General features: G+C 69.8%; 10 protein-coding genes and 2 pseudogenes. 8 read left to right on the top strand and 4 right to left on the bottom strand.

Annotated features, from left to right (window positions below):
* A partial coding sequence (locus GJ634_RS10805; protein ID WP_331714121.1) for an FAD-binding protein occupies positions 1 to 174 on the bottom strand: 174 nt, incomplete at its 3' end.
* Positions 164 to 1,866 (bottom strand): annotated as a pseudogene (gene glpA / locus GJ634_RS10810) (anaerobic glycerol-3-phosphate dehydrogenase subunit GlpA). The gene GJ634_RS10805 and the pseudogene glpA, both read right to left, overlap by 11 nt.
* Positions 1,867 to 2,164: 298 nt before the next feature.
* Between glpA and glpK the strand changes: the two are divergent.
* The 4 genes and pseudogenes from glpK to GJ634_RS10830 all read left to right on the top strand — a co-directional run bounded on the left by glpK (position 2,165) and on the right by GJ634_RS10830 (position 6,489).
* Positions 2,165 to 3,697 (top strand): glycerol kinase GlpK, encoded by a 1,533-nt coding sequence (gene glpK / locus GJ634_RS10815; RefSeq protein WP_157502801.1) that lies wholly within the window; start codon positions 2,165 to 2,167, stop codon positions 3,695 to 3,697.
* A 3-nt stretch (positions 3,698 to 3,700) separates the two neighbouring features.
* Positions 3,701 to 4,771, top strand: coding sequence for a hypothetical protein (locus GJ634_RS10820; protein WP_157502802.1), 1,071 nt, complete (start codon positions 3,701 to 3,703; stop codon positions 4,769 to 4,771).
* Between the two features lie 67 nt (positions 4,772 to 4,838).
* Positions 4,839 to 6,013: pseudogene (locus GJ634_RS10825) on the top strand (Cdc6/Cdc18 family protein).
* Positions 6,010 to 6,489 (top strand): peptidylprolyl isomerase, encoded by a 480-nt coding sequence (locus GJ634_RS10830; RefSeq protein ID WP_331714116.1) that lies wholly within the window; start codon positions 6,010 to 6,012, stop codon positions 6,487 to 6,489. The pseudogene GJ634_RS10825 and the gene GJ634_RS10830 overlap by 4 nt, the downstream one beginning before the upstream one ends.
* 148 nt (positions 6,490 to 6,637) lie before the next feature.
* On the opposite strand, the gene GJ634_RS10835 is transcribed toward GJ634_RS10830, so the two are convergent.
* On the bottom strand, positions 6,638 to 6,955 hold the full coding sequence (locus GJ634_RS10835; RefSeq protein ID WP_331714117.1) for a lycopene cyclase domain-containing protein: 318 nt from the start codon (positions 6,953 to 6,955) through the stop codon (positions 6,638 to 6,640).
* A gap of 107 nt (positions 6,956 to 7,062) precedes the next feature.
* Here GJ634_RS10835 and GJ634_RS10840 point away from each other — a divergent pair, with 107 nt between their 5' ends.
* Both GJ634_RS10840 and GJ634_RS10845 read left to right on the top strand, forming a co-directional pair.
* The gene (locus GJ634_RS10840) at positions 7,063 to 8,205 is read left to right on the top strand and encodes a CBS domain-containing protein (RefSeq protein ID WP_157502803.1); all 1,143 of its coding nucleotides are present in this window, start codon (positions 7,063 to 7,065) and stop codon (positions 8,203 to 8,205) included.
* Between the two features lie 249 nt (positions 8,206 to 8,454).
* Positions 8,455 to 8,646 carry a hypothetical protein gene (locus tag GJ634_RS10845; protein WP_157502804.1) on the top strand — a complete coding sequence of 64 codons (192 nt, stop codon included), beginning with the start codon at positions 8,455 to 8,457 and terminating at the stop codon, positions 8,644 to 8,646.
* On the opposite strand, the gene radB is transcribed toward GJ634_RS10845, so the two are convergent.
* Positions 8,647 to 9,351, bottom strand: coding sequence for a DNA repair and recombination protein RadB (gene radB / locus GJ634_RS10850; RefSeq protein ID WP_331714119.1), 705 nt, complete (start codon positions 9,349 to 9,351; stop codon positions 8,647 to 8,649).
* 73 nt (positions 9,352 to 9,424) lie between these two features.
* On the opposite strand from radB, the gene GJ634_RS10855 reads away from it, so the two are divergent.
* Entirely contained in the window at positions 9,425 to 10,147 is a 723-nt protein-coding gene (locus tag GJ634_RS10855) for a hypothetical protein (RefSeq protein WP_331714120.1), read from the top strand.
* A 140-nt stretch (positions 10,148 to 10,287) separates the two neighbouring features.
* Positions 10,288 to 12,513, top strand: coding sequence for a CDC48 family AAA ATPase (locus tag GJ634_RS10860; RefSeq protein WP_157502806.1), 2,226 nt, complete (start codon positions 10,288 to 10,290; stop codon positions 12,511 to 12,513).
* The last annotated feature ends 343 nt before the right edge of the window (positions 12,514 to 12,856 follow it).

Genomic DNA, 12,856 nt, shown 5'->3' on the forward strand with positions numbered 1-12,856 from the left:
CCCCTCGCCGTCGGGCGCGTAGCCGAGCACGTCCACGAGCCCGGAGGCGTGCCGGAGCGTGCTCTGCTTGTACGAGACGAGGCGGGTGTCGGCGCCCGCGCGGGCCGCGGCGAGCGCGCTCGTCAGGCCCGCGAGCCCGCCGCCGACGACGAGGACCTCCGAGTCAATCGCCACGGTTGCCTCCGTCCGCGCGGGGCTCCGGCGGACCGGCGTCGAACGCCGCGAAGTCGACGGCCTCGCCGTCCGCGGGGTCGCGGTCGCGGTTCTGCGTGGTGGCGTGCAGCGCGTAGTTCAGCATCGCCTGCGAGAGCTGTTCGCCCCAGAGCGCGTGCCGCTGGCCCTTCCAGCGCTCCTGCAGGAGGTCGTCCCACGCGCGCCTCGCGGTCTCCTCGTCGTACTCGCCGTGGAGTTCGCTGGCCATCCGGTGCGCGCAGATGCCGCCCTGACAGTTCCCCATGGAGGCGCGGGTGCGGATGCGGACGGCGTTGAGGTCCGACCCCGACTGCCCGATGGCGTCCTGCAGTTCCGCGCGCGTGACGCCCTCGCACTCGCAGACCACGGGGTTCGGGCCGTCGACGTCGAGCACGTCGTCCGCCCGCGACCCGAGGCGTTCGACGCTCCGCCGGCCGATCGGCGAGCGCAGGCCGAACTCGTCCATGTAGTCCCGGAGCACCGAGAACTCCTCGCTGCCGGGCAGCGGCACGTCCGCCGTCCGGCAGTCGGCGTCGACGCGAACCGGTCGCAGACGTGGTCGGCGACCGACTCGGCCATCATCCGGTAGGTCGTGAACTTCCCGCCGACGACGGTCGTCATCCCGGGGAGCGCGTCGCGGTCGGCGTGGTCCAGCAGGAAGAAGTCCCGCGTGATGTCCGTGGGGTCGTCGCTGCCGACGTCCGGCGGCTCGTACAGCGGGCGGACGCCCCAGAACGAGCGAACCGTCCGCGCCTCCGCGAGCATCGGCACGAGCTCCGAGAGCGTGTCGATCAGCTCGTCGACCTCCCACTGCTCCTCGGGGTAGTCCTCGGGGTCGTCGACCTCCACGTCGGTCGTCCCGAGGATGGCGGTCGTCTCGTGTGGCACCACGATGTCGGCGTCGCCCTTCGGCCGACAGCGGTTGATGACCGTGTCGACCTGCCGGACGTTCGTCACCGTCATCACGCCCTTCGACGGGCGGACCGCGACGTCCACGCCCGCCATGTCGCCGACGCGGCCCGCCCACGCGCCAGCCGCGTTGACCACGTGGTCGACCCGGAGCTCCTCCGTGCCGCCTTCGGTGCCGTGGACGTGCTTGCCGGGGCCGGAGTCGTGGGCGACTTCGAGGCCGACCACTTCGCCGGCCTCCACGAGCACGTCCGTGACGGTGGAGTGGGTCTCGATGCGGGCGCCGTGTTCCTGCGCGCTCGCCGCGTTCGCGACGACGAGTCGGAACGGGTCGACGGCGCCGTCCGGCACGGCGATCGCCTTCTCGACGTCCTTGGCGAGGTGGGGCTCCAGCTCGCGGGCCTCCGCGCCGGAGAGCACGTCCGCGGGGATGCCGCAGGCCTCGCAGCCGCGGAGCTTCTCCTGGAAGTACTCCTCGGCGTCCTCGGGGCGCTTCACGAAGAGACCGCCCGTCTCCTCGACGCAGTGGGCGGCGATGTCCCGGAGCACGCGGTTCTCCGCGATGCACTCCTCGGCGCTCGCCTGGTCGGCGACGGCGTACCGGCCGCCGCTGTGCAGGAGGCCGTGCATCCGGCCGGTCGTCCCGTGCGTGAGGTTCCCCTGTTCGACGAGCGTCACGTCGAACCCCCGCATCGCGAGGTCGCGGGCCACCCCCGTGCCCGTCGAACCGCCGCCGACGACGGCGATGTGTGGTGCCGATGCCATCTGTGCTCGGGTTCGGCGGCCACGCACTTTATTTTATCGTAGAATCCGACTCCACAGTAAAATTGGCCGGGAACCGGGGCGATAGCGAGCCACGCCAGGCGCTACACTCCGTCGTTACGCGGCAGACGCGGAAGGCGTGGAGCGGCCGTTTGCGTGGAGAGTTGCGGTCCGCAGCGGCGAGACACGTCTTTACCCGCACCGCCCGACCCACAGTAACGTTTATTATAGTTCGTTCTAATTTACTCCCAGAGCGGCGAAGTCGGTAAACTAATCGGCCGCCACACGGAGCCACCAACTCATGCCAGCCACCTACGTCGGCTCGATAGACCAGGGGACGACCGGGACCCGCTTCATGGTCTTCGACCACAGCGGGCAGGTCGTCGCGAACGCCTACGAACGACACGAACAGCACTACCCCGAACCCGGCTGGGTCGAACACGACCCCGTCGAAATCTGGGAGAACACGAAGACGGTCGTCACCGAGGGCCTCGAGAGCGCGGGCCTCGAAGCCTCGCAGCTGGAGGCGCTCGGCATCACGAACCAGCGCGAGACCACCGTCGTCTGGGACGCCGCCAGCGGCAAACCCGTCCACAACGCGCTCGTCTGGCAGGACCGCCGCACCACCGACCGCGTGGAGGAGCTCGAGGCCGACGGCCGCGTCGAGGAGATCCGCGAGAAGACCGGCCTCGAGGCCGACGCGTACTTCTCCGCGACGAAGACCGAGTGGATTCTGGACAACGCCGAACCGCTGAAGCTCCAGACCTCCCGCACGCAGGACCTCCGCGACCGCGCCCGCGAGGGCGAACTCCTCATGGGCACCATCGACGCGTGGCTCGTCTACAACCTGACCGGGAACCACATCACGGACGTCTCGAACGCCTCCCGGACGATGCTGTACAACATCCGGGACCTCGAGTGGGACGACGACCTCCTCGCCGAGTTCGACGTCCCCCGCGAGATGCTGCCCGAGGTGCGGCCGTCCTCCGACGAGGACCTCTACGGCCACACCGACCCGGACGGCTTCCTCGGCGCCGAGGTCCCCGTCGCGGGCGCGCTCGGCGACCAGCAGGCCGCGCTGTTCGGCCAGACGTGCTTCGACGAGGGCGACGCCAAGAACACCTACGGCACGGGGTCGTTCTACCTCATGAACACGGGCAACGAGGCCGTCGAGTCCGACCACGGCCTCCTCACCACCATCGGCTTCCAGCGCTCCGGCGAGCCCGTCCAGTACGCGCTCGAGGGCTCTATCTTCGTCACGGGCGCCGCCATCGAGTGGCTCGAGGACGTCGACCTCATCAACAACGCCGCCCAGACCGCGGAGCTCGCGCGCTCCGCCGAGTCGACGGAGGGCGTCTACATGGTCCCGGCGTTCACGGGCCTCGGCGCGCCCCACTGGGACGGCCGCGCCCGCGGCACCATCGTCGGGATGACCCGCGGCACGGAGAAGAAACACATCGTCCGCGCGACCCTCGAGTCCATCGCCTACCAGACCCGGGACATCGCGGAGGCGATGGAGGCCGACTCCGGCGTCGAGACCACGTCGCTGCGCGTGGACGGCGGCGCGGTGAAGAACAACTTCCTCTGCCAGCTCCAGTCGGACATCATCCAGACGAACATCGTTCGCCCCGAGGTCGACGAGACCACCGCGCTCGGGTCCGCGTACGCCGCCGGCCTCGCCGTCGGCTACTGGGACGACGTCGACGAGCTCCGCTCGAACTGGCAGGTCGACCGGGAGTTCGAACCCGAGATGGACGCCGCGAAGGCCGACGGGATGTACGACCGGTGGGGCGACGCCGTCGAGCGCTCGCTCGACTGGGCGCAGGAGGACTGACCGATGTACGGCGTCCTCCAGCTACCGGTCGTCGGCATGGAAGTCGAGCCGTTCGTCGTGCTCCTGCTCACGGCGCTGGCGGGCGGCGCGTTCGGCGCCGCGCTCGGCGCGCTGCCGTCGTTCATCTTCACGGGGTTCGTCGTCTTCCTCGGGGAGGGCATCGCCATCCTCGAGCGCCAGATCGGCACCATCGAGGCGGTCCCGCGGGGCGAAATCGCGACCGGCATCACCGGCGTGATCGGCTTCGGCGCCGTCACCGGCCCGCACATCGCGTTCGCGGGCGGCGTCGCGGCCTCCGCGTACGCGGGCAAGAAGTACCCCGAGATGTCGCCCGACGGCTGGGACTACCACTTCGGGAAGAACATCGCGTACGCGTTCGGCACGAAGCCGGACATCCTCGCAGTGGGCGCGGTGTTCGGGGCGCTCGGGATGCTCGTCGCGCGCGTCCTCGGCGGCCTCGGCGCGCCCACGGACGGCATCGCGGTCTCCGTCGTGCTGACCGCGCTCGTCGCGCGCGTCGCCTTCGGCTACCCGCTGCTCGGGCGGCCCGCCGGCTCCGGGTTCCTCGACATGACGCCGTTCGAGCGCGAGGAGAAACGCGCCGCCACGGACGGCGGCACCGAGACGGCGCGGCTGGCGACCGAGCCGTGGCTCCCCCACCAGTACCGCTGGTCCGGGGTCACCGCAATCGGGCTCGTCGGCGGCGTGCTCGCGGGCTACATCTGGCTGCAGACCGGGAGCATCTTCATGGGCTACGGCATCTCCGCGATGAGCCTCCTGTTCCTCGAGCTCGGCGTGGAGAAGATTCCCGTCACCCACCACATCACGCTGCTGGGCGCGGTCGGCGCGGTCGTCGCGCTCCCGATGGCCGGCAGCGAGGCCGTCGCGTTGCTCGCCGCCGGCGCGCTCGGCGCGGTCAGCGGCCTCGTCGGCGAACTCGGCCAGCGCGTGTTCTACTCGCACTCGGGGACGCACGTCGACCCGCCCGCCATCGCCATCGCGGTGCTGATGTTGGCCGTCGGCGTCCTCCACCTGCTCGGCGTGCTCCCGAACGCGGCGTACCTCGGGATCTGAACCGCCCCAACCCCGGTCCTTTTTACTCCGTGGTTGGTAGCGTGGATAACGAACGACTCACCCTCTCATGGACATCGACGCGCGGATAAAGCGACGACAGCGCCGGGACGCCGGCCCGCGGCTCGTGCAGGACTACGAGGCGCTGGCGCCGGTCACGCACCTCGACGAGCCGTCGGACCGCGGCCCCGTCCTCGAGCGCCTGCTCGACCACCTCGACCCGGTGTTCGACGGGCGGCTGCCGCCGAACGCGTACGTCCACGGCCCCTGCGGCGCGGGGAAGACCGCCGTCGTCACCGCGCTGTTCGGCCACCTCGAACGGCTCTCGACGCAGACCCAGTCCGTCATCTACACGAGCACGCGCGCGGGGTCGCCGACCGCGCCCGGGTTCGTCTACGTCGACGCCCGCGAGACGACCAGCGAGTTCGCGTTCTACCACCGCGTGCTGGACGCGCTCGTCGACGACCGCGTGCCCGAGCACGGCATCGGCACCGAGGAGATCCGCGAGCGCCTCCGCGAGCGCGTCGGCCGGTCGCGGGCGGGCGTCGTCGTCGGCGTCGACCACGTCGGCGCGCCGGACAGCACCGACGCGACCGCCTCGTCGAGTTGTTCGCGGGCCTGCCGAGTAACGCGAGCTGGCTCGCCGTCGGCCGCCAGCCCCCGGCGGAGACCGCGCTCGCGGAGTACACCGCGACGACGATTCGCGTGGCCCCGTACCGCCGGCAGGTGCTCGTGGACGTGCTGATGGCCCGCGCCTCGGAGGGGCTCGCTCAGCAGGCGCTCACCCACGAGCTCGCGCGCCGTATCGCTGAGTGGGCCGACGGGAACGCCCACGACGCGCTCGCGGCGCTGTTCGTCGCGACCGACCGCGCGAGCCGCGCGGACCGCGACCGGCTCGCGCCCGAGGACGTCGACGCGGCGATTGCGGAGGTGCCCGACCCCTCGGTGTCGCTGGGGCGCGTGCTCGCGCTCCCGGCGAACAAGCAGCGCGTGCTCCGCGAGCTCGTCGACCTCGACGCCGATCACCGGGCGTCCGTGACGGCGACCACCGAGGCGGTCAGCGCGGCCGTCGACCTCTCGGCGGGGACCGTCAAGCGCTACCTCTACGAGCTCGCGGAGAGCGGCGTCGTCGAACGCGTGCAGGCCGAACAGCGCGCGGGGAAGGGCCGGCCGCCGAGCCGCGTGGAGCTACGATTCCCGCCGACCGCGTTCCGCCGGCTGTACGACCTGCGGGGGGAGCCGTGACGGGACCAATCGAACCCGGCGACCGGGTCCGTCTCGCGTACGTCGGCCGCTTCGAGAACGGGAGCGTCTTCGCCACCTCCGACCCCGAGGTCGCCGCCGAACACGGCCTCCTGGAGGCGCAGGGCAAGGACCGCGACGAGTACGAGCCGCTGTCGTTCACCGTCGGCCGCGGCGACGTCATCGAGGGCCTCGAGGACGCGGTGGTCGGGATGCGCGTCGACGAGGAAGCCGAGGTGACGGTGCCGCCCGAAGCGGCGTACGGCGAGCACGACCCGGAGCGCGTCCGCGAGTACGACCCCGAGGCGTTCGAGGCGATGGTCGGCGAACCGCCCGAGGTCGGGCTCCACGTGGAAGCCGAGAACGGCCTCCACGGCGACGTCACCGCGGTCACCGACGACCACGTCGTGGTGGACTTCAACCACGAGCTCGCGGGGAAGACCCTGATTTTCGACGTGCGCGTGCTCGCCGTCGCGTAGTCACTCGAGCGCGCGGCCTACTCGTCGAGCTCGGCCCCGCAGTCCGGGCACTCGTCGTCGACGACGGTGACCTGCGCGTCGCAGTTCGAACAGAACGACAGCCAGCACGCGCGGTCGCCCATGTGTCTCGCTACCACGCCGACGGTCTTCAATCCTGCCCGTGGATGGTCTCGTGGAACGCGACGACGAGCGCGGGCACGACCACCATGAAGACGTGCTCCTCGACGGGGATGCCGAGGAAGTCAACGCCGGTGCGGAGTCGGATGGCGAACACGCCGATGGTGAGGGTGTACCAGTCCCAGACGTACGCGATCGGGTACAGCGCCGCGACGGTGACCGCGGCGCGCCGGAGCGCGCCCGCCCGGTAGAGCAGTCCGACGGCGAGCGCGCCGAACGCGACCTCCGACGCGAGGTACGTGTACGGGCCGAAGACGGCGCCGACGTCGGGGACGAACGGTGGGGGCACGAGCCACAGTACGTGTTCCACCACCAAAACCGTGGGAGGGAGTCCGGAACGTTGAGGGTCGCAACAAGGTTGAAGGCGCTGGTCCGTGACGTTCCGAATGAACGCCCATGGATATCTCTGACATCGCGACGAACGACTACATCGAGGTCGAAGCCGAACAACGGTTGGGGAAGGTGCGCTCTATCTTCGAGGAGGAGAACCCGAAGGGCATCATCGTCACCGAAGCCGGCCAGTACGAGGGGGTCATCACGCAACGCCAGCTGCTCGGGTCGCACATCGAGGACGACACGCGCGTCGCCGCGCTCACCGTGCCCGCGCCGAAAGTCGACCGGACGGAGGACGTCCGCGACACCGCGCGAATGCTCGTCGAGGGCGGCACCAAGATCGCGCCCGTCTTCGAGGCCGGCGAGCTCTGGGGGGTCGTCACCGAGGACGGCATCCTCGAGGCCGTCCTCGACAACCTAGACGCGCTCACCGTCGGCCAGATCTTCAGCGAGAACGTCGTCACCGTCACGGAGGACGACGACATGGGCACCGTCATCAACCGCCTCCGCGAGAACGGCATCTCGCGGCTCCCGGTCGTCGACGAGGACGGCTTCCTCACGGGCGTCGTCACCGTCCACGACGTCGTGGACTTCGTCGTCCGCGACGTCTCCAAGACCACCCGCGGCGACCGCCGCGGCGAAGTCGAACGCATGCTCGACCTCCCCGTCTACGACGTGATGTCCAGCCCCGTCGAGACGGTCTCCGTCGAGGACAACGTCCAGGACGCCGTCGAGACCATGCTCGACAACGACTACTCCGGGCTCGTCGTCACGCCAGCCGACGACGACCGCGTGGTCGGCGGTGTGCTGACGAAGACGGACGTCCTGCGCGCGCTCTCGTACACCGAAGAGGAGCGCATGGACGTCCAGATCACGAACATCGACCTGCTCGACGCGCTCGCCCGCGAAGAGGTCCAGGAGCGCATCGAACAGGTCGCGAACAAGTACAGCGACATGAACGTCCACCACGCCCACGTCCGCCTCCACAAGCACAAGGAGAAGCTCCGCGGCACTCCCCTGATTCAGGCCCAGATCCGCCTCCGCACCAACAAGGGCCAGATGGCCGGCACCGGCGAAGGCTACGGCGCGGACAACGCCTTCTACATGGCGCTGGACACCCTCGAACGCAACGTCCTCGAACACAAGGGCATCGAACACGACGAGGAGTACGAAGGCCAGCTCCTCCGCAAGCTGAACGAGCTGTAAGAAGCACTTTTTGCGCTGCGCTCGCGGCGCTGTGCGCCGCTTGCTCGGCAAAAACTTGCGGAAAAAGCCTCCTAGCTCCCGTCGCGCCCTCCGGGCGCGGTGGTCGCTCGTCGGCCCGGACTCACTCGCTCTGATCGTTCGTCCGGTGAACCGCTCACGGGTCGCTTCGCTCCCCCTTCGCGGATGTTGTTCGTGGCGACTGCCGCGGGTTCGCGAACCTATTTTGCGGGCTCGTCCGAAGGCGCGGACATGGAGTACGACTTCACGCGAGCGGTCGGCATCCTCGTGGCAATCGTCGCGGTGGGCGTCGTCGGACTCGCGTCCGCGAACGTGATGGGTACCGACACCGTCTTCACGATGGTGCTGCCGTCGATGATAGCGTTCGCCGTCGTCTCGTTCTTCCTCGGGATGAAGCACGGCGAGTACCGCGCGAGCCGGTAGTCAGTACTGGGCGTTCTCGGCTCCTTCGATGCCCGCGTCCGTGATTTCGAAGCGGGCGTGCTCGCCCTCGGGCTTCGAGCGGTGTTTCTCGAGGGTGGCGCGGCGGTTGCCGCCGCGGAAGCGGTCGACGCGCAGCACGACGCCCGTCCAGTGGTTGAGCGTGTGGCCCCCGAGCGGGCGGACGCGGTCGCTGTCGCTGTCGACGTCCGTGAACACCTGGTTCGTGACGACGACCGCGAGGTCGTGTTTGCGCGCCAGCGACAGCAGATGCGTAATCTGGTCGGCGACCCGGCGGAGCGCGTCGCCGCCGTCGTCGGCGTCGCGCTCGAGGCGGTAGAACCCCGTCGCGGAGTCGAGGACGACGAGGTCCGCGCGCTCGGCGAAGTCCGCGGCGTCGCGGACGGCCTCGGCCTGCTCCTCGAAGTCGTGGGCGTCCGAGACGACGATGTTACCGGAGGCGGCCTCGGGGTCGTCGGCGCGCGCCTGCAGAATCTGGTCGAAGCGCTCGACGGAGAGCCCCTCGGTGTCGACGTAGACCGCCGTCCCGCCCTCGGCGGCGACCTCCACGGCGGTCGAGAGCGCGACGTTCGTCTTGCCGGCGCCGGGCGGCCCGTAGACCTGCGTGACGGTGCCGCGCTCGACGCCCCCGCCGAGGAGGTCGTCGAGGACGTCGCAGCCCGTCGAGATGTGGGTGTCGTCGCTCACTACCCCTCGGTTGGTCGCTCCCGGGCAAAAGACCCCCGGTGTGTTTTTGGCGCGGGGGCGCCCACCACAGGCCGTGATAGTCGTCGCGACGGCGGACTTCGAAGTGTACCACGAGGTCGTCGAGGAGCTGCGGGACCGCGATGTCGAGTTCACGACGGTCGAGCCCAGCGACCCGGTTCCCGAGCGCGCAGCGGTGGTCGTCACGGCCGGCGAGGACGTCGAGGCGGACGTGCCGGTCGTGGTCGCGGACCCCGAGCGCGCACGCCAGACCGTCGAAGAGGCGCTGGTCTACCTGCGCGGCGGCGAGGGGCGGACAGTGGTCGGCGTCGACCCGGGGACGCGGCCCGGCATCGCAGTACTGCGCGGCGGCATGGTGGTCGCGGCGTTCCAGGTCCCGATCGACCGGGCCGCGGAGGTCGTCCGCGAGGAGGTCGCCGACGAGGACGACGCCGTGGTTCGCGTTGGTGACGGCGCGCGGCTGGAGGGCGCGCGCATCATCGACGGCCTCGACGACGTGCGCGTGGAGCTCGTCGACGAGACGGGGACGACGCCGTTCCTCGGGCCGGGCGCCCGCGGGATGGGCGACGTGCTCGCGGCGGCGAACATCGCGCTGATGGCCGGCGAGGAAATCGAGGGGCGGTCCATCGAGCCGACGGAGGGCGAAATTCAGGTCATCAAGAGCCGCTCGCGCGAGGAGAGCGAGCAGAACCGCACCATCACGGAGGCGCTCGCGCGGCGGGTGGCCCGCGGCGAGCTCACGCTCGAGGAGGCGCTGGAGCGGCACCGCGAGGAGTGACTCGGGTTCCGGCAGAACGAGCGGGAGACAGCACGCCTTTCACGCTTCGTGTGGTAGTTGTTGACAGCCACGGTGAGGTGTGGCGGAAAGTACTTCCGTTACGACGTCGGATTCGCACACATCCGCCGTAGCCTCCAATCATGAACGAAGTCCAACTCGAGGTCGCGAAAGCCTACCCGAACGACTCGGGCAGGGGCATCGCTCGCCTCGACCCCGACACGCTCCTCCACCTGAAGCTCAGTCCGGGAGACATCATCGAGATCGAGGGTGCCGAGACGACCGCCGCGAAGGTCTGGCGCGCCGACCGGCAGGACTGGAACACCGACACCATCCGCATCGACGGGTTCACCCGCCAGAACGCGGACGTCGGCATCGGCGAGCGCGTGAAGATCCGGAAGGCCGACGCCGAGAAGGCCGACCGGCTCGTGCTCGCGCCGCCGGAGGACGCCAGCGTCCAGTTCGGCAGCGACGCCGCCGGCATGGTGAAGCGCCAGATTCTGAAGCGCCCGGTCGTCTCGCGGGACATCGTCCCCGTGATGTCGAGCACGAACCACCCGTTCATGCGCTCCCCGGGGCAGGCCATCCCGCTCATCGCCGTCGAGACCGAGCCGGAGGGCGTCTGCCTCATCACGGAGGACACGGACGTCGAGCTCCGCGAGGAGCCCATCAGCGGCTTCGAGCGCACGGGCGGCGGCATCACCTACGAGGACATCGGCGGCCTCGAGAACGAGATCCAGCGCGTCCGGGAGATGGTCGAACTCCCGATGAAACACCCCCAGATCTTCCAGAAGCTCGGCATCGAACCGCCGCAGGGCGTGCTCCTGCACGGCCCGCCCGGCACGGGGAAGACGCTGCTGGCGAAGGCCGTCGCCAACGAGACGTCGGCGAGCTTCTTCTCCATCGCCGGCCCCGAGATCATCTCCAAGTACTACGGCGAGTCCGAGCAGCAGCTCCGGGAGATCTTCGAGGACGCGAAGGAGGACTCGCCGTCCATCATCTTCATCGACGAACTGGACTCCATCGCGCCGAAGCGCGAGGACGTCACCGGCGAGGTCGAGCGCCGCGTCGTCGCCCAGCTGCTGACGATGATGGACGGCCTCGAAGGCCGCGGGCAGGTCATCGTCATCGCGGCGACGAACCGCGTCGACGCCGTCGACCCCGCGCTCCGCCGCCCCGGCCGCTTCGACCGCGAGATCGAGATCGGCGTCCCCGACGAGGTCGGCCGCGAGGAGATTCTGAAGATTCACACCCGCGGCATGCCGCTCAGCGACGACGTGAACCTCTCGTCGCTCGCCGACGACACCCACGGCTTCGTCGGCGCCGACATCGAGAGCCTCACGAAGGAGGCCGCGATGCGCGCGCTCCGGCGCTACCTCCCCGAGATCGACCTCGACGAGGAGGACATCCCGCCGAGCCTCATCGACCGGATGATCGTCAAGCGCGACGACTTCAAGGGCGCGCTCAACGAGGTCGAGCCCTCCGCGATGCGGGAGGTCCTCGTCGAGCTCCCGAAGCTCTCGTGGGACGACGTCGGCGGCCTCGACGACGCGAAGACCGACATCAAGGAGGCCGTCGAGTGGCCGCTCAACCAGCCCGAGAAGTTCACCCGCATGGGCATCGACCCGCCCGCCGGCGTGCTCCTCTACGGCCCGCCCGGGACCGGGAAGACCCTCATGGCGAAGGCCGTCGCCAACGAGACCAACGCCAACTTCATCAGCGTCCGCGGCCCCCAGCTGCTCAGCAAGTGGGTCGGCGAGTCCGAGAAGGCCATCCGGCAGACGTTCCGGAAGGCCCGGCAGGTCTCCCCGACGGTCATCTTCTTCGACGAGCTCGACAGCCTCGCGCCCGGCCGCGGCCAGGAAGTCGGGAACAACGTCTCCGAGCGCGTCGTCAACCAGCTGCTCACGGAGCTCGACGGCCTCGAGGAGATGGAGGAAGTGATGGTCATCGCCGCGACCAACCGCCCCGACATCATCGACCCCGCGCTCATCCGCTCCGGGCGCTTCGACCGCCTCGTCCAGGTCGGCCAGCCCGACATCGAAGGCCGCGAGCAGATTCTGAGGATTCACACCCAGGACATCCCGCTCGCGCCCGACGTCAGCCTCCGCGAACTCGCCGAGGTCACGGACGGCTACGTCGGCAGCGACCTCGCGAACATCACCCGCGAAGCCGCCATCGAAGCGCTCCGCGAGGACGAAGACGCCGAAGAAGTCGAGATGCGGCACTTCCGCCGCGGCATGGAGGACGTCCGCCCCACCGTCACGGAAGACCTCATGGACTACTACGACCGCGTCGAAGAGCAGTTCAAGGGCAGCCAGAACCCCGAGACCCGCCGCGAACAGGGCGGCCACATCGGGTTCCAATAGTACCTTTTTTGCGCTCGGGTTTCCTCGGCCGCGCCTGACGGCGCGGCCTGCGGGAACCTATCGCGCAAAAAATCTACGCTAAAAAAGCCCGCTCGCCAGCGGCGAGCGGTGAAAACGCGCGGCTCCGCCGCGCGTATAATCGACCTGTTACAGCGACCGCGTTGCCCCGGCTCTGCGCTACGCTGCGTGACTGAGTCGCCGGTAGGCGCGGCCGAGCTCCTCTCTTACGACCTGTCGTTCGAGGACGGCAACGCCCGTGACGACGACGAGGAAGCCGAGGGCGGTGGCGGGCGTGACGCCCGTGCCGAACAGCACCCACGACGTGATGGCGGCGAAGACGGGG

Origin of the sequence: Halobacterium sp. CBA1126 (genome assembly GCF_009741975.1) — an archaeon.
In the GTDB taxonomy this organism is placed as follows: Archaea; Halobacteriota; Halobacteria; order Halobacteriales; family Halobacteriaceae; genus Halobacterium.

What these genes read in the sequence shown, in the direction of transcription:
- glpK (WP_157502801.1), top strand. Translation starts at nt 2,165, where the DNA reads ATGCCAGCCACCTACGTCGGCTCGATAGACCAGGGGACGACCGGGACC.
- GJ634_RS10820 (WP_157502802.1), top strand. Translation starts at nt 3,701, where the DNA reads ATGTACGGCGTCCTCCAGCTACCGGTCGTCGGCATGGAAGTCGAGCCG.
- GJ634_RS10840 (WP_157502803.1), top strand. Translation starts at nt 7,063, where the DNA reads ATGGATATCTCTGACATCGCGACGAACGACTACATCGAGGTCGAAGCC.
- GJ634_RS10845 (WP_157502804.1), top strand. Translation starts at nt 8,455, where the DNA reads ATGGAGTACGACTTCACGCGAGCGGTCGGCATCCTCGTGGCAATCGTC.
- GJ634_RS10860 (WP_157502806.1), top strand. Translation starts at nt 10,288, where the DNA reads ATGAACGAAGTCCAACTCGAGGTCGCGAAAGCCTACCCGAACGACTCG.